Source organism: Sphingobacterium rhinopitheci (genome assembly GCF_022627575.1).
GTDB lineage: Bacteria > Bacteroidota > Bacteroidia > Sphingobacteriales > Sphingobacteriaceae > Sphingobacterium > Sphingobacterium rhinopitheci.
In genome coordinates, this window is the sequence record NZ_JADEYQ010000002.1 from 119,398 (window position 1) to 136,983 (window position 17,586).

Below are 17,586 nucleotides of genomic sequence, written 5' to 3' on the forward strand. Positions count from 1 at the left end.
AAGTCTCCATTCTAATAGCTAGTTTCTTAAAGGTTTACCCTTCGTCAACATATGTTGGATACGCTCTAAGGATTTGCGCTCAGCACATAACTCCAAAAAAGCTTTCCGTTCCAAGTCTAGGAGATATTGCTCAGACACTTCTGTTGGCATTGATAAATCACCACCACACATTACCCATCCTAATTTTTCTGAAATCTTTTTATCATGCTCGGATATGTATTTACCTTCACGCATAGAATCCGCCCCTACATATACAATGCCCAATCCTTGGTTTCCCAATACTTTGATATCTGTCCGTTGAATGGGTTGAACATAACCAGCTTCAGCCAACGCTATTGCTTTGGATTTAGCATCTGCTAATAAACGAGAACGATTCATCGTGATAGCATATTTCCCTTGCTGCAGGTATCCCAATTCAAAAGCTTCGACAGCTGAAGTCGATACTTTTGCTTGACCTATCGTCAAGAAACGATCCTTCAATGTATTTTGGACGATTTGATCTGGCTTATATTCATCTGAAGCACGCAAAGCGAACTCCTTGGATCCACCACCACCAGGTATCACGCCAACACCAAATTCTACTAATCCCATATACGTCTCCGCATGCAATTGCACAAAATCAGCATGCATTGAAAATTCACAGCCTCCTCCTAGTGTCAACTGGAATGGAGCTGCTACAACAGGAATGGACGAATAGCGTAGGCGCATGGCTGTATTTTGAAACATACGAACGGCTATATTTAACTCGTCGTAATCTTGCTCTACAGCGATCATAAAGATCATCCCAATATTTGCACCTGCAGAGAAATTTTTGCCATCGTTAGAAATTACTAAACCACGGTATTCCTTTTCAGCCAAGTCAATCGCTTTATTGATCCCCTGAATGACATCAGCACCGATAGTATTCATCTTGGTATGAAACTCACAGTTGATGATACCATCTCCCAAATCAATAATAGAAACACCCGAATTTTTCCAAATGGTATTGGACTCACGGATATGATCTAAGACAATCAAATCCTCAGCACCAGGAATTACCTGATATGATTTACTCGAAATATCATAATAATGGCGTACACCATTCTCTACTTTGTAGAATGACTCAGCACCCGAAGCCAGCATATCACGAACCCATTGTGCTACTTCGCCTGTCTGCCCAGGAAGACGTTTGGGCTCCGCTTTGATCTTAGTTAAAGTATCACGAACACCTAGTGCATCCCATACTTCAAAAGGTCCTATCTCCCAACCAAAGCCAGCACGCATCGCATCATCTATACGAAAAAAATCATCTGTTATCTCTGGCACACGGTTAGATACGTACTCAAACAAAGGATAATGCATAGCCCTGAACAATTCAGCTGCTTTATCATTCCCTTGTTCATAGACTTTCATTCGTTGACGGATATCCTCTACCAATTTGGTAGCTTCCAGCGTCGAGGACTTTACTTTTGCCGGAGCACCGTAATCAAAAGATTTTAGGTTTAAAGCAAGGATTTCAGAGCTACCATCCGCAGCTTTAACTTTTTGATAAAATCCTTTTTTTGTTTTTTCTCCCAACCACTTATTATTCACCATCTGGGTAATAAATGAAGGGAGCGTAAATATACCTTTAGCTTCATCATTGGGAGCATTTTGCGCTAAGCCATTAGCTACATTTACCAATGTATCTAAACCTACGACATCGGCAGTACGAAAAGTAGCCGATTTAGGATGCCCCATGGCAGGTCCCGTATACTTATCTACTTCTTCTATTGTTAGCTCCAATGGCTCGACCAAATGTGTCAATGCTAACATAGAATAAACACCAATTCTATTGCCTATAAATGCGGGTGTATCTTTACATAGAACTACTGTTTTACCTAGCCTTTTATCGCCAAAACTCACCAAGAAGTCAACGACATCTTTATTGGTCTTAGCTGTAGGTATAATTTCGAAAAGCTGTAAATATCGTGGAGGATTAAAAAAGTGTGTACCACAAAAATGTGTAGCAAAATCATCAGATCGCCCTTCTATCATCAAATGAATAGGAATACCTGAAGTATTTGAGGTCACTAAGGTGCCAGGTTTACGGTACTTCTCGACTTGCTCAAACACAGATTGCTTGATATCGAGACGCTCAACCACGACCTCTATCACCCAATCTACCTGTGCTATCTTTGGCATGTCATCCTCAAAATTTCCGGTCTGTATACGCTTAGCAAAGGATGCACTATATAGCGGCGCAGGGTTGGATTTTATAGCGGTATCCAAAGATAAGTTTACAATACGATTGCGTACCGCTGGATGCGCTAATGTCATCCCCTTTGCTTCTTCGGTAGGTAGCAATTCCTTTGGATTAATATCCAATAACAATACTTCCACACCTATATTAGCAAAGTGGCAGGCAATTCGTGAGCCCATCACTCCCGAACCTAATACAGCAACTTTTTTAATACTTCTATTCATAATTATTAAGTTTACGATTTGTAATTAAGCTTCGACGCTAGATCTATCTTCGTAAGACAGCGCAAGCCCATTGACCTTGACCAGCAAATTTTCTAACTGCAGTCTTTCTTTTTCAGAAAGCTGTTTTTCCAAAAAAGTATTAAACCCTCTCACTACATCTTTAGCAATCTTACGCTTCTCTACCCCTAGTGGTGTAAGATATACTTTTACAGAGCGCTTATCATCTTCATTGACTTCACGATATATAAAACCCAAGCATTCAAGATTATTAAGGATTCTAGACAATGAAGTAGTCTTCACTCCAGTAGCGTTTGCGATTTGAGACACGGAGGTTCCTTCTTTATGTATATTGATCAAAATATAGCCTGCAGCTTGTGTAAAGCCATGTTGCGAAGCTATTGTATTATACTTATTTACGACTGTCTGCCAGGTAGATTTAAGAAGATAATCTATAGTTTTATTTTGGTTCATAGTACCTATTAACATATATTTAGTTTATTATGCAAGCATAACAAATTTAATATTTATAATTACAATTTCAAATAGCTAACGATTTTTTAAATAAAAAAGTGACTGAATTAAATCAGTTAATAATTTTAACCACTCAGAGCCTGTTATGTTGATAACTTTTTAATACTGAATATCAAGTCTTTAACATTAAATTAGCGTATGTTATAAACACATTTCATAAAATTAACGTTAATATTCTATTACCTTTGTAAAACAAACTCAAACAATATGGCATTAGTAAATATCCCAAGATTAAATTTACAGCATTACACCGAAGGTAATGCAGAACAAAAAAATCAGTTTGTTCAAGATATTGGAAAAGCATTTAATGAGACAGGTTTTGTTACTATCGCAAATCATGGCCTTAGCACAGAGCTTATTGAAGATCTATATACAACAGTTAAAGCATTCTTTGACTTACCACAAGACGTAAAAGATAAGTATGAATTTCCAGAATTAGCAGGACAAAGGGGTTATACAAGTAAAGGGCGTGAGAAAGCTAAAGATTCAAAAGTCCCTGACTTAAAGGAATTTTGGCAACGTGGTCAGACTATTGTTGGAGAAGAATATTCTAAAGCGGATTTCCCAGACAACCCAGAAGTTGCTGAACTACCTAGATTCGATGCTGTAACAGGAGAAACATACAAAAAATTGGAAGATACAGGCCGTAGTCTATTAAAAGCTATTGCTACGTATTTAGAATTAGATGAAAACTACTTTGAACAATTTGTTATCAATGGTAATTCTATATTAAGAGCTATTCATTATTTCCCGATCACAAATCCGGAGAATCTTGCTCCAGATGCTGTTCGCGCAGGTGCTCATGAGGACATTAACTTAATTACATTGTTAATTGGAGCTAGTGCAGATGGCTTAGAGGTAATGACGAAAGATGGCGAATGGTTCCCTATCAAAGCAAATGGTGAAGATATTGTTATCAATGTAGGAGACATGTTACAACGCTTGACCAACAACAAATTGAAATCTACTACGCACCGCGTTGTAAATCCTCCCGTAGAGAAAATGGGTACCTCCCGTTATTCTATTCCATTCTTCTTACATCCAAAAGGATCAATGAGTTTAGCTTCTTTAGATTCTTGCATCTCTGAGGCATATCCAAAGGCATATGAAGATTATACTGCAGGTCAATACTTAGACGAACGTCTAAGAGAGATAGGTTTGAAAATGTAAATAAACACAAACAAAATAGTAAGAGTAAAGGCGGATCTTTTTTTAAGACCGCCTTTACTTATTTATATACAAAAATATCTGGCAACAACAATTCTCATAGCTTATACTTGAGAATTACAAAAAAGAACATACCTCATTAAACCTTTCCATGCAAAATACCTCTACCTATTAATTCTTATATCAGTATCTAACTAAAAACCAAACACATGAAGTATCAATTCACAAAAGCACTTTTATTAACACTCATCCTAAGTTCATGCTCTGCATACCATATAGCACAAATGAACCAGGAGAAAATGGAAAAACTCAAACTCGGTATGTCAAAGGAAGAATTAACATCAATACTTGGTAAAAAATATACTATAAGCAGTAAGGAATCAAACGGAACAGAGATAACTGAAATTTTATCCTATGAAAACTTCCCCTATGACGAATATTATTTATTTGAATTCAGTAATAATAGACTTCAAAAATGGAAAAGAGAGTTTAAACCAACGAATATAGAAAACAAAAAATAAGTCGGCATTTGAAACCGAATTATTTTGTTTACACTAAACTATCCTTTATAGATTTCGGCAATGATTTAAAAACCAAATCATAGCTATCAGCAATCAACTCTTTAAGTTTGTAATCCGATAATTCGCGATTACAATATACTGTATTCCAATGCTTCTTATTCATATGATAACCCGGCAGTACTGTTTGTTCATACTGTTCACGAAGCTCAATCGCATACTCAGGATCACATTTGACATTAAATCGGACACTATCCATTTGGTCCAGCCCAACAAGTAGAAATATCTTACCTCCTACTTTAAACACTAAAGTATCAGGGCCAAAAGGCATTTCTTCAGTGACAAAAGATAAGGATAAACAAAATTCTCTTATATCTTCGATATGCATATTTTAATAGATAATGTACCAGCCCAATATAATAGAATTTTAGATTATTAAGATAATAAAGCCTTCAATTCAGTTTGAATTTCAGCACCTTTATCCTCATTGTACCATTTTTGTACTACTTCTTTAATAGCCTCAAACTCCAATCCTTCTGCTTTCAATTTTAAGAATAACTCTTGAAGTTTAGCAGGCCTTGGTCCCCAAACAACAATATCCTCGTCTTTTTCATTACGGATAATCAATTTAGGGATAGACTTGCCCCCATTTGTCAAATATTTATCGATCAATAAAGGTTCTTGATCTCTCAATTGGATATCTAATGTAATATTAGGATTTCCTTCTACCAATTTAAAAATTTGGGGTACTGAATGTGCTGCATCACCACACCAAGGCTCTGTAATGACAATCCACGTTTGCTTTTCACAGATAGCATTTACAAAATCCTTCGCTTGTGTAGTTGGTTCAAATTTCTTCAACCATCTTGACATACGTGACCAATTCAATTTGGTATACTTCAAATACTCTTCATCTTGGTATAAAGAATAGGCAGATGGATTCTTTAGGATGGCATCAAAATAATCTAAATAATCTTCAAATTTCATAACATACAAATATGCTTCAAAAATAAACAATTACTAATATAGTTGACTGAAACTTATTTAAACTGACTTTCTTATGGCTTTATTTCAACTACTAATTCTTTAAATAAAACTTTTTCACTTCATATATGAAATATATTCGTCATTGAAATGTTGCAATAATTTAACATTCATTAATACTACTTCCATTAACTTTACTTCTTTATAACCCATCATATGAAATACATCCCCCTATTTATCATTTTTTTACTCCTATATACACATTCATATAGTCAAAGTACATTAGATGGAAAGGTTATAGATAAAACGGATAATAAACCCTTATCGAATGCTTCAATAATACTATTGAACCAAGACTCGATATTAAAATTCTTTGTCCGGGCAGACGAAGATGGAAAATTCCATTTCAAAAATGTTCCTAATGCCCCATATATATTTTTAATAACCTATCCAAAATTTGAATTGTATAGTAAGAATATTGAGGTACAAGGAAATACAAATCTAAATACAATCCCCCTTAGCTCAAGAGCCCATTTAATCGAAGAGGTCGTTGTAAATCAAAAACTACCTATCAAAATAAAAGGAGATACCATTGAATATAATGCCGGCAGCTTTGAAACGGAAAAAAATGCCAAATTAGAGGATTTGTTACGTCGATTACCTGGACTTACAGTATCTGGAGATGGTGCTATCACCGCACAAGGTAAATCTGTATCCAAAGTCCTTATCGATGGGGAGGAATTCTTTGGCTATGACCCCAAAATTGCGATCCGTAATGTCCGTGCTGATGCTGTAGACAAAGTACAAGTATACGAGCGCAAATCTCAACAGGCAGAATTGACAGGAATCGATGATGGCGAACGACTACAGACCATCAATGTTATTCTAAAAGAAGAAGCCAGAAAAGGGATCTTTGGCAACGCCGAACTATTATTGGGGACAGAAGATCTATATACAGGAAACCTATTTGTGGCCAAATTTAATAAGACCGAACGCATCGGAATTACTGCCAACACCAATAATATGGGCGGTAGTAGTGGTCGTGAAGGTAACTTGCGTAACAATAGTCGTATAACAGGAGATCCACGTTCTACCTCCATTGGTGCAAACTATGAGAATCAATTTTTTAAGAAAAAACTAAATGTTAACGGCAACTACAATTTCTATACAAATAGCAATAGAAATGAAAATAGCAGCTTCAATAAAGAGATAATATCACCAACCCAAATTCAAGAGACAAATAGTAGCTCGCGTAATGAAAACTCCAATCAAGGACACACATTTAATTCTAAATTCAGGCTTCGTGCCGATTCTACTACAAATATAGAAGTAGAGATAAATGCTAAAATCGCGGAAACAACAAGCGGTGTTTCCTCCAAAAGTGATATGCAAGATGGCAATGGTGCTCCTATCCGAGAATACAGCAACGACAATGCTACATTAGGCAATAACAATTCTAATGAGATACGATTAAATTATAGAAAACGACTGAATAAAACAGGGCGTAGTATAAACATCCATTTAAACAACAACTACACCGATTCAGACCAAGAAAGTTTAGTAAAACAATACACATACTTCTACAGAAACGATAGTACCGTTACTATAGATCAAACAAGAATATCTGATAATTTGAGCAATAACTTCGCTACGCAATTACAGTTTTCAGATCGTATTAACCAAAAACTAAATTATTCGTTGGGCTATAGCTTATCAAGTAATAATAGCAAGAATAAACTTGATGCCTATGACAATCTAACAGCGACACCGATACTAGATTTAGATTATTCGCAAAATCAAAGAAATAACAACTTCAATCAAGGTATTATAGCTAGTATTAACCTTAATAGTGACAAGTATAATGTAAACATATCGAACAGAACAAACCACAAAAATCAAGAGTTGATAGATACATACCGCGCTATAGACCTTTCTCGCAAATTTTGGGACAATGACCTGAATGCTTCTATAGCATATCGTATTTCTAATAGAAAGAGTTTAAATCTTTCTTACCAGAATAATTATGACATTCCTTCATTTGGACAGTTACAACCACTTCAGCCACAAACAAATCCTATTTTTATACAAGAAGGAAATCCCAATTTAGAAAGAGCCAGTAATAATACTGTTCGCTTTGCATTCAATACGATAAGTTTATTAAGAGGAACTAGCTGGAATATAAATTCTAGTATTTCGACCAAAAGAAATCCTATTGTTAACAAACGTAGTATTGATGAAAATTCTGTTACCACGAGTACATATATTAATGTGCATGACAAATCAAGTTGGAATGCCAATATAAATACAGGCTATAGCAAACCACTATTTAACAAAACGGTCCAATTTAACTATTTCGCTGGCGCAAATTACAACAATGGCTTTTCCTTTATTAGATATACTGCTGATGCAACACAATCTAATATAGCACAATATGAACTCGCAAACACACAAAATGCGAATTTCAATACTGGATTTGGTTTTAATGAACAAGATTCCAAAGGCTTAGATTATGATTTCAACTGGCGAGTTACTGTCAACAATCAACGTAATAGTCTCCAACAAAACCTTAACTACACCAATGTATCTACTGGTGGAAATGGATTTGTAAAATACTTTTTCCCAAAACAGTTTAACATTGTTGCCAATATAGTTTACAGCTTGGAAGGACCGACAAAATTCTATGACAAGAGTATCCAGCAATTTTACACGAATCTAGCCTTAGAAAAAAAATTACTAAAAAGTCAGAATCTTACAGCGAGTATAAAAGCGTTCGACATTTTCAATACTTACAATAATATAAACAGAAGTGTGTCTGAAACAAACTTCTCAGAATCTACCCAACTCGTATTAACTAGATATATCCTCTTTGGACTAAAATGGGATTTTAATAAAAACTTAGGAAAGAAGAAAGATGAATAAACTAATAATCACAATCATAGGATTACTTACATATGGAATAGCTTCTGCACAGTATGCCTATTTTCCTACACGTGGTACTATTACATACGACAAAATAACCTATACAAGAGCACGAATGCGCGATATGCAACAGCAAATGTCTCAAAATAATACCAACAGACCAGGGATGGGAGGGCGTATGTTTGATATTGACAATATTGAAGAATCTAGCACTGAAAAATACGTACTCAAATTTGATGAGAATTCAACCCTAATGTATATCGACCCTAATGTACAAGCAAATGAGATCTCAGCTAAAGGGCAAAATAAATCGACAAGAGGAAATGTAGGCGTTGCCGGAACTGGACAAACACGTTCGGTCGGTATCAATAGAGGGGCTAACAACAGAGGGGCAGGAGGAAGACCCAACAATAGTTCTAAAATTATTTATCAGAACACAAAAAATCAAACCGCAGAAGTTCAAGTCGAAATTGATGATAAATATATTATTACTGACACATTAAACCAAATAACGTGGCGATTTTCGGATGAATACCGCAATATCGCAGGTTACGAATGCAGGCGTGTAAATGGTGCAACACAGGATTCGCTCTATCTAATTGCCTTTTATACCGATGAAATACCTTTAGCAGCTGGCCCTGCACTTGCATCAGGCTTGCCAGGGATGATATTAGGCTTAGTCATTCCAGAGATGCATATTCAATATTGGGCTACCAAAGTAGACTTTACTAATCAGCTCATCAAAAATGATTGGAAGGACAAAAAAGCTAAGGTTGTACCATTAGATGACTTTGTAACCTCTTTTGGCAGATTTTTTCAACGCGGTCGTGACAGTAATTCGTCCAAAAGACAGGTGCAGGAACAACTAATTTACTAATCAAAAGACATTTTGTCACAAAAACATGTCATAAATAAGACATTTTGTGTTTGATTTGACTTTTTTATGGACAAATCCTACATTGGCACAACGGTTGTTATATACATATCACAATTAATAATTAAGGAAATAACAAATACAAGATATGTCTAAAATTATAGGAATCGATTTAGGAACTACGAACTCATGTGTAGCCGTAATGGAAGGTAATGAACCCGTAGTTATTGCTAACAACGAAGGTAAACGCACAACACCTTCAATTGTTGCTTTTGTAGATGGTGGAGAGCGCAAAGTGGGAGATCCTGCAAAACGTCAAGCTATTACAAACCCTCATAAAACTATTTACTCTATCAAACGTTTTATGGGTACTTCTTTCACGGAAGCACAAAATGAGATCTCACACGTACCTTACACTGTTGTAAAAGGTGACAACAATACACCACGTGTAGAAATCGACGATCGTAAATATACTCCTCAAGAGATCTCTGCAATGACTCTTCAAAAAATGAAGAAAACTGCTGAAGATTACTTAGGACAAGAAGTAACACGTGCGGTAATCACTGTACCTGCTTACTTTAATGACGCACAACGTCAAGCTACAAAAGAAGCTGGTGAAATCGCTGGTTTGAAAGTAGAGCGTATTATCAACGAGCCTACAGCTGCAGCGTTAGCTTACGGTCTTGATAAAGCAAACAAAGATATGAAAATCGCAGTATTTGACTGTGGTGGTGGTACACATGACGTTTCTATCTTAGAATTAGGTGATGGTGTATTTGAAGTAAAAGCTACTGACGGTGATACACACTTAGGTGGTGATGACTTTGATAATGCAATCATCAACTGGTTAAACGATGAGTTCAAAGCAGAAAACAATGGCTTTGACTTGAAAAAAGACGCTATGGCGTTACAACGTTTGAAAGAAGCTGCTGAAAAAGCAAAAATTGAACTTTCTAGCACTACATCTACAGAGATCAACTTGCCATATATTACAGCTGACGCAACAGGCCCTAAGCACTTAGTACGCACTTTATCTCGTGCTAAATTTGAATCTTTAGTGTCAGACTTAGTAAAACGTACTATCGACCCATGTCGTACAGCATTGAAAAATGCAGGTTACAGCACTTCTGATATTGATGAGGTAATCTTAGTAGGTGGTTCTACACGTATTCCAGCTGTTGTAGATGCCGTAAAAGCATTCTTCGGTAAAGAACCTTCTAAAGGTGTTAACCCGGATGAGGTTGTTGCTTTAGGTGCAGCTATCCAAGGTGGTGTATTGACAGGTGAGGTTAAAGACGTATTATTATTAGACGTTACTCCTCTTTCATTAGGTATTGAGACTATGGGTGGTGTATTCACTAAATTGATCGAAGCAAATACGACTATTCCTACAAAGAAATCAGAAGTATTCTCTACAGCATCAGATAGCCAACCATCAGTAGAAATTCACGTATTACAAGGTGAGCGTCCAATGGCAGCACAAAACCGTACATTAGGTCGTTTCCAATTGGCGGATATCCCTCCTGCTCCACGTGGAATTCCTCAAATCGAAGTTATCTTTGATATTGATGCTAACGGTATCATCAAAGTATCTGCGAAAGATAAAGCTACAGGTAAAGAGCAAAATATTCGTATCGAAGCATCTTCAGGTTTATCTGACGAAGAAATCCAAAAAATGAAGCAAGAAGCAGAAGCTAATGCAGAATCGGATAAAAAATTAAAAGAAGAAGCGGATAAAATCAATGCAGCAGATGCATTAATATTCTCCACTGAAAAACAGTTGAAAGAATACGGTGACAAAATCTCTGCAGATAAAAAAGCACCTATCGAAGCAGGTTTAGCTAAATTGAAAGCAGCTTTTGAGGCACGTAGCTTTGCAGATATCGATACAGCAACTGCTGAATTAGAGAATGCATGGAATGCAGCATCAGAAGAAATGTACGCCGCATCACAACAAGGTGGTCAACCTCAAGGTGACGCAGGTCAATCACAACAAGGTGCAAACCAAGGTGGTGATGACGTTCAAGACGTAGAATTCGAAGAAGTTAAGTAATCTTACTTCTCTACACCATAAAAAATCCCGAAGATTAATTTCTTCGGGATTTTTGTATATAAGGCCTTACATATAGTAATAACTGAAAGATTCTATTCAGATTTGGGTATTTCTAATTGGACCTCCTAAAGTTTCTATAATCACATTTATAGGAATAATTCAACGAATGCATCCAGCAATAATTTATAGCATTCGCTAATCCTTATCCTCAAGTTCAAACAACTCCTCAATAGGTTTTCCTAAGACTCGAGATATTTTTAAAGCTAGAACAGTAGAAGGCACATATTTAGCTGCTTCCAAGGCATTTATCGTTTGACGACTCACCCCGACTATATTCGCCAATTGTTCTTGTGAATAATCTTTTATTAGTCTATTTATCCTAATATTATTTTTCATTAAAAACCCTCCAATTAACAATACAAATATTAAACCAAAAAACAACAATATAAATTAATAGAAATAATGCTACGTAAAATATAAATTCACCTTACATACATTAACCAAAACAAGGTATGAACTGAAAATATCTTCCATAATTAGGTCACAAAATACTATAACAAAAAAGAGGTACAGACTTAAATCTATACCTCTTTTATTTAAAAATATTTTTCTTAAAACAATTTTTCAGGATATGCTCCTTCAGCAATCAATTTAGAAATACTTTCTTGAACAATAGGCTTATCTTCAGCATATGTAACACCGAACCATTTAGATGATGTAGGAATTACTTTAAAATCAGCTAACCCATTTCTCACCATATAATCAGGAACAGAAGGGATAAAAAACTCAGCTTTTAAATTTTCAGCATTTTCTTCCACAAATTTCGGGAACATAGACAACGCTATATCAAATACTTTAGGTGTGAATCCCCAGAAATTCATTGATACACGCGTCTTAGGATCCAATTCGTATTGAATATTATCTTCTTCAAAGACAATTTTTTTAGCTCCATCATCAGCAGAAGTATAATATATATTGGTACGTTCGGTAACAGAATCCATATGTCCTTCGGGCGACACTTCACATACTCCTCTAGATACATAACCAAACTCAGACATGGTATTGCCTACTTCAAAACCCATTAAAGCCATATGTGTATCATTGACATCATTTTTAAGGAAATCAGCCATTTTTACAAATGAATCTGTTCCATAAAAATCATCCGCATTAATTACACAAAATGGTTCATTTATTTGATCCTTAGCACTCAACACAGCATGTGCAGTACCCCAAGGCTTAGTTCTTTCGATTTCGCGATCTATCCCAAATTTCTTTAAATCAAAGTCTTGAAATGCATACTCAACTTCAATTTTACCTGCAAATTTGCTATCGAATTTCTCACGCATAATTGCTTCAAATTCTTGACGAATAATAAATACAACCTTACCGAAACCTGCATTAATAGCATCATAAATCGAGTAATCAACAATTGTTTCGCCATGAGGACCAAAACTATCAACTTGTTTTAGAGACCCGTAGCGACTTGCCATTCCAGCTGCAAGAACTAATAAAGTAGGTTTTCCCATAAATTTAACTAATATTTAATAGATTATATATTATGCTGGCAAATATACTATTTCTTTTTAAAAAAAGCATTCATTAGGCCTGTAGCTAACTTACCGAGTAATTTAACCCCTTCACGAGCTAAAGTTCTACTTGCTTGACTTTGAGCAGCTTCTAGTGGCGTCTGTCTTCTTGACTGTGGTCTTGCACTCGTTTGCTCTTTTGCTAATTTATCTTCTTTTTGTTTATTTTCTTGTTCAGCTTTTAGTTTTTGGGTCGCGCGCTCTCTTTCTTGGATAATTTCTGCTGCTGTTGTTCTCTCTATACGTTGCTGATATTTTGAATAAAAAGATGACGCCTCAGTTACTTCCTTAAATTTAGCAGGATCACAGGGACCCATCACAGCTCTTGCGGGCACTAAATGTGTAGCTACTACTTCTGTTGGAATACCCTTATCATTAAGTACTGTCACTAAAGCCTGACCAGTACCCAACGAAGTTAGTATAGAATCTATAGCATAAAAATTAGACACAGGATAAGTCTTAATTACCTTTCTTAGATTATCAGCATCGTTAGGTGTAAAAGCACGTAAAGCATGCTGAATACGATTCCCTAATTGTCCAAGCACAGATTCGGGGATATCTGTCGCCGCTTGGGTACAGAAAAACACACCTATACCTTTGGATCGTATCAAGCGTACTATTTGTTCAATTTGAGCCAAAAAAGCTTTAGAAGATCCATTAAACAATAAATGAGCTTCATCAAAGAAAAATACTAACTTTGGTTTATCTAAATCACCAACCTCAGGGAGTTTTTTAAACAATTGAGATAGCAAACTCAATAGAAAAGTAGAATACAATAAAGGTTTATCTTGGATATCAGCGATATTTAAGAGTGTAATGACGCCCTGTCCGTCAACTTTACCAAAAAGATCCGCTATATCTATTTCCTTTTCACCAAAAATATGATCAACACCTTGTTGCTCGATAGCTACAATCTTTCGTAAAATAGCACCAGAGCTTGAAGTACTTATTTTTCCATAATCGGCTTTAATATCCTCTGCTCCCTGACCTTCTGATAAGTAGGATAATAATTTTTTTAGGTCTTGTAGATCCACAATAGGTAAATTATTATCATCAGCATATTTAAATATAGCACTTAATACCCCTTCTTGCGTATCGTTAAGACTCAATATACGAGCTAAAAAAATGGGTCCAAAATCTTCAACAGTAATACGCATTGGTATACCTAATTTACCACTTAAAGAAAATATCTCTATTGGAAACCCTTTTGGTTCGAATGGTACCCCAACAGAAATTCCTCTTTCTAGCACAGCATCATTTATATTACCCGCTTGTGTAAGTCCTGAAAGATCACCCTTTACATCTAACATAAATACAGGAACACCAGCATCAGATAATTGCTCCGCAATTAACTGTAAAGTTCTCGTTTTACCTGTCCCCGTTGCTCCAGCAATAAGCCCATGCCGATTCATCATTTTTAAGGCTAAATTGACCTTAGCATCTGTAACTACTAAACCATTAAGAATTCCAGATCCTAATTGTATATATGGTCCCTTTGGACTATATGATGAAGTTATACTATTTACAAATTCACTTGTCATAACTTTTAAATAAGGTTATATATACTAAAGGTAATATCTTTTAGAGATATTATCACAATATAAACTTAATATTAAGCCAATGTTAATTGCTATCTATTTTACATATAATTGACATTTTTTTTCCTTCTTATTAATACGGTTAATTGTAGAATCCAATTTTTCTTATATTTTTGCAATACTCGTATGAAAACAGGTATACATCTATTTAAAAAGGCACATCGTAAGGCTGCTGCACTAATTTGTTTCTCTATCTTTATGATAAAGATGCTTATTTCTGCTACGCCTATGTTTATTGATGTATTAGATAAAGGAACTGTGCTACAAGTTGTCATGCAATGGGAGATTGAATTAGGTTCAACAACCAATAATAACAACGAGGACCTACATGAGCACGGTGTAAAAATATTTAAACCTGATGCTATGGATTTCCTTAGCTACGGATCAGTTTACGAAGATCTTGTCAAATTGAAAAGATATGCTAAAAATGATAAGCTTATCCAAAGCTTTCATCCTGAAGTTCCTACGCCCCCTCCTAACTGTTAATAATTAGTACTTATCTTATTTAAAGCACCTTCTTTGCGTCTATAAACGACACGAAATGAAATGTCTGTGCTTATTTTTATTAATTATTTAAAATATAATCTGGTTTTTAAAATTATGTTAGGAACACGTATATCCGCTTTTTTGAAATTGTCGAAGAGGGATTTGAAATATGATTTCCCAGCGAGTATTGTGGTATTTTTAGTTGCATTACCCCTATGTTTGGGTATTGCTATGGCTTCAGGTGCACCATTATTTGCGGGAGTATTAACGGGAGTGATTGGCGGTATTGTAGTAGCTTCATTTTCTGGGTCTGCATTAAGTGTAAGTGGACCTGCAGCTGGGCTCACGACAATTGTCGCAAGTTCAATCATGCAATTGGGCGCTTATGAGACTTTTTTATTAGCTGTCGTTGTAGCAGGAGTTATCCAATTGATATTGGGTTTTGTAAAGGCAGGTATGATAGGAAACTATTTCCCTTCTTCAGTGATACTTGGGATGCTTGCCGCTATTGGTATCACTATTATTCTAAAGCAATTACCCTTAGCATTTGGAATGATAGAAACACATGCCTTTGAAATGGAGGGTGGTGGAATCACCGCATTTACAAATACTATTCTAAATACAGTAAACTGGGGTGCTACTATCATATGTTTCTTGTCGTTGGCGATATTAATCTATTGGCCAAGTATAAAAGGGCTTAATAAACTACCTGCACCACTCATGGTTGTGTTAATAGGTATTGGTCTAAGTTTAGCCTTTCAAGGAACAAACTTTTCTTTAGCTGCAAAAGGTCATTTTGTATCCATCCCCGTCGTTTCGTCCTTTAATGAATTTTTAGGGCTATTTATATTTCCAGATTTTGCTCAAATAGGGAATAAAGAAGTATGGACTGTAGCTTTTACTATTGCTATAGTTGCGAGTTTGGAAACGCTATTAAGTATTGAAGCAGTAGATAAAATAGACCCATTCAAGCGTAATTCTCCTACAAACAAAGAATTATTGGCACAAGGAGTAGGTAATATTACAAGTGGTATGTTGGGTGGTTTACCATTGACATCAGTTATTGTTCGTTCGTCTGCTAATGCTACTGCTGGTGGTCGTACAAGACAATCCGCTATATTGCATGGTATATGGTTATTACTCGCTTTATTAGCTGTTCCATCACTGATAAACCATATCCCGCTATCCTGTTTAGCTGCTATTTTATTATTTACAGGATATAAATTAGCAAAACCAGCATTATTTAAACAAATGCTTAGTAAAGGTCTTGATCAATTCATACCATTTGCGGTAACTGTATTAGCTGTTGTGCTTACCGATTTATTAACAGGTGTTGCTATTGGAATTGTAGTTGCTACATTCTATATCCTTAAAGCAAATATGCAAAATGCATACCACTACGAATTAAAGCATAAAGAAGATAAGAGTACCGCTATCATCACATTAGCTGAAGAGGTTTCATTTTTGAATAAAGCACCTATTCAACAAAAATTATATGGTTTACCAAAGGGAATTGATAAAGTCATCATCAACGGTAATGAAAGTAAATTCATAGATAAAGACGTAATAGAGGTTATTAAGGATTTCGAACAAAATGCCCTCAGCAAAGGAGTCAATATTGAACTAAATGACATCTCGTACAAAAAAAAATTACGTAAGAAACAAGAAAAAAACAAAAAAGTCATTTAACTTTAACTAAATACATTTAAAGATACAAGCCACTATCTTATGGCATTTAAAAACATATAACATGGGAAATACAGAATTAGAATTAGGATTTCAAAAAATATTAGACGGAAATAAAGAGTGGGTTGATTTTGTAAGTAATGATACAACTGGACGTTTTGAGCAATTAGCAAAAGGACAAAGTCCTGAAGTACTATGGATTGGGTGTGCTGACAGCCGTGTTCCAGCAAACGAATTGACGGGTAAAAAACCTGGTGAAGTATTTGTACACCGTAATATTGCCAATATGGTTATTCACTCCGATATGAGTATGTTGGCTGTACTAGATTATTCTGTGAATGTATTAAAAGTAAAACAAATCATTATCGCAGGTCACTATGGTTGTGGTGGTGTTGCTGCTTCATTGAGCCGCAATCAATATGGTATCATTGATAACTGGTTATGTCACATCAAAGATGTATATCGTTTACATTCTGCAGAGATCGATGCAATTGAAAATACTGAAGATAAAGCAAATAAGTTAGTTGAACTAAATGTTAAAGAACAAGTATTCAACTTATGTACAACTTCTATCATTCAAAATGCATGGAAAGAGCGTAATGATTTAGCTGTTCATGGCATGGTCATCAATATTGGTACAGGAGAGCTTATTGACTTGGATACGACTTTTACGAGCAATGATGAATTAGGCGAAGTATTCTCTTATAAATAGAGAAATAATATATTTATATAATAAAAG

The 17,586-nt window shown here is 35.5% G+C and carries 15 protein-coding genes; 8 read left to right on the plus strand and 7 right to left on the minus strand.

Annotated features, from left to right (window positions below; genetic code table 11):
• Window positions 1-18: 18 nt before the first annotated feature.
• Complete coding sequence (locus IP023_RS03340) at window positions 19-2,445, minus strand: 3-hydroxyacyl-CoA dehydrogenase/enoyl-CoA hydratase family protein (protein ID WP_241788836.1); 2,427 nt, start codon at window positions 2,443-2,445, stop codon at window positions 19-21.
• Window positions 2,446-2,469: 24 nt separating this feature from the next.
• Complete coding sequence (locus IP023_RS03345) at window positions 2,470-2,916, minus strand: MarR family winged helix-turn-helix transcriptional regulator (RefSeq protein ID WP_241789126.1); 447 nt, start codon at window positions 2,914-2,916, stop codon at window positions 2,470-2,472.
• Window positions 2,917-3,183: 267 nt separating this feature from the next.
• Here IP023_RS03345 and IP023_RS03350 point away from each other — a divergent pair, with 267 nt between their 5' ends.
• Together IP023_RS03350 and IP023_RS03355 are read left to right on the plus strand one after the other, a co-directional pair.
• Window positions 3,184-4,146, plus strand: coding sequence for an isopenicillin N synthase family dioxygenase (locus tag IP023_RS03350; RefSeq protein ID WP_241788837.1), 963 nt, complete (start codon window positions 3,184-3,186; stop codon window positions 4,144-4,146).
• A gap of 206 nt (window positions 4,147-4,352) precedes the next feature.
• Window positions 4,353-4,664, plus strand: a complete 312-nt coding sequence (locus IP023_RS03355) for an outer membrane protein assembly factor BamE (RefSeq protein WP_241788838.1) — start codon at window positions 4,353-4,355, stop codon at window positions 4,662-4,664.
• A gap of 28 nt (window positions 4,665-4,692) precedes the next feature.
• On the opposite strand, the gene IP023_RS03360 is transcribed toward IP023_RS03355, so the two are convergent.
• Both IP023_RS03360 and IP023_RS03365 read right to left on the minus strand, forming a co-directional pair.
• Complete coding sequence (locus IP023_RS03360) at window positions 4,693-5,049, minus strand: MmcQ/YjbR family DNA-binding protein (protein WP_241788839.1); 357 nt, start codon at window positions 5,047-5,049, stop codon at window positions 4,693-4,695.
• A gap of 47 nt (window positions 5,050-5,096) precedes the next feature.
• Window positions 5,097-5,648: a thioredoxin family protein gene (locus IP023_RS03365; protein ID WP_241788840.1), complete on the minus strand. Its 552-nt coding sequence runs from the start codon at window positions 5,646-5,648 to the stop codon at window positions 5,097-5,099.
• Window positions 5,649-5,861: 213 nt separating this feature from the next.
• On the opposite strand from IP023_RS03365, the gene IP023_RS03370 reads away from it, so the two are divergent.
• From IP023_RS03370 to dnaK, 3 genes are all read left to right on the plus strand, one after another.
• A complete protein-coding gene (locus IP023_RS03370) occupies window positions 5,862-8,564 on the plus strand; it encodes an outer membrane beta-barrel protein (protein ID WP_241788841.1) in 2,703 nt (900 codons plus the stop codon).
• A complete protein-coding gene (locus IP023_RS03375; protein WP_241788842.1) occupies window positions 8,557-9,441 on the plus strand; it encodes a GLPGLI family protein in 885 nt (294 codons plus the stop codon). Before IP023_RS03370 ends, IP023_RS03375 begins: the two co-directional genes overlap by 8 nt.
• A gap of 145 nt (window positions 9,442-9,586) precedes the next feature.
• A complete protein-coding gene (gene dnaK, locus IP023_RS03380) occupies window positions 9,587-11,491 on the plus strand; it encodes a molecular chaperone DnaK (protein ID WP_241788843.1) in 1,905 nt (634 codons plus the stop codon).
• Window positions 11,492-11,686: 195 nt separating this feature from the next.
• Here the strand turns inward: dnaK and IP023_RS03385 are convergent, their stop codons facing one another.
• The 3 genes from IP023_RS03385 to IP023_RS03395 all read right to left on the minus strand — a co-directional run bounded on the left by IP023_RS03385 (window position 11,687) and on the right by IP023_RS03395 (window position 14,618).
• A complete protein-coding gene (locus IP023_RS03385) occupies window positions 11,687-11,887 on the minus strand; it encodes a helix-turn-helix transcriptional regulator (RefSeq protein WP_241788844.1) in 201 nt (66 codons plus the stop codon).
• Window positions 11,888-12,102: 215 nt separating this feature from the next.
• On the minus strand, window positions 12,103-13,017 hold the full coding sequence (locus IP023_RS03390) for a sugar phosphate nucleotidyltransferase (protein WP_241788845.1): 915 nt from the start codon (window positions 13,015-13,017) through the stop codon (window positions 12,103-12,105).
• Between the two features lie 47 nt (window positions 13,018-13,064).
• A complete protein-coding gene (locus tag IP023_RS03395) occupies window positions 13,065-14,618 on the minus strand; it encodes a helicase HerA-like domain-containing protein (RefSeq protein WP_241788846.1) in 1,554 nt (517 codons plus the stop codon).
• 183 nt (window positions 14,619-14,801) lie between these two features.
• Between IP023_RS03395 and IP023_RS03400 the strand changes: the two genes are divergently transcribed.
• From IP023_RS03400 to IP023_RS03410, 3 genes are all read left to right on the plus strand, one after another.
• Window positions 14,802-15,161 (plus strand): hypothetical protein, encoded by a 360-nt coding sequence (locus tag IP023_RS03400; protein ID WP_241788847.1) that lies wholly within the window; start codon window positions 14,802-14,804, stop codon window positions 15,159-15,161.
• A 114-nt stretch (window positions 15,162-15,275) separates the two neighbouring features.
• Complete coding sequence (locus tag IP023_RS03405) at window positions 15,276-16,850, plus strand: SulP family inorganic anion transporter (RefSeq protein ID WP_241788848.1); 1,575 nt, start codon at window positions 15,276-15,278, stop codon at window positions 16,848-16,850.
• A gap of 61 nt (window positions 16,851-16,911) precedes the next feature.
• Window positions 16,912-17,559 carry a carbonic anhydrase gene (locus IP023_RS03410; RefSeq protein ID WP_241788849.1) on the plus strand — a complete coding sequence of 216 codons (648 nt, stop codon included), beginning with the start codon at window positions 16,912-16,914 and terminating at the stop codon, window positions 17,557-17,559.
• Window positions 17,560-17,586: the final 27 nt, after the last annotated feature.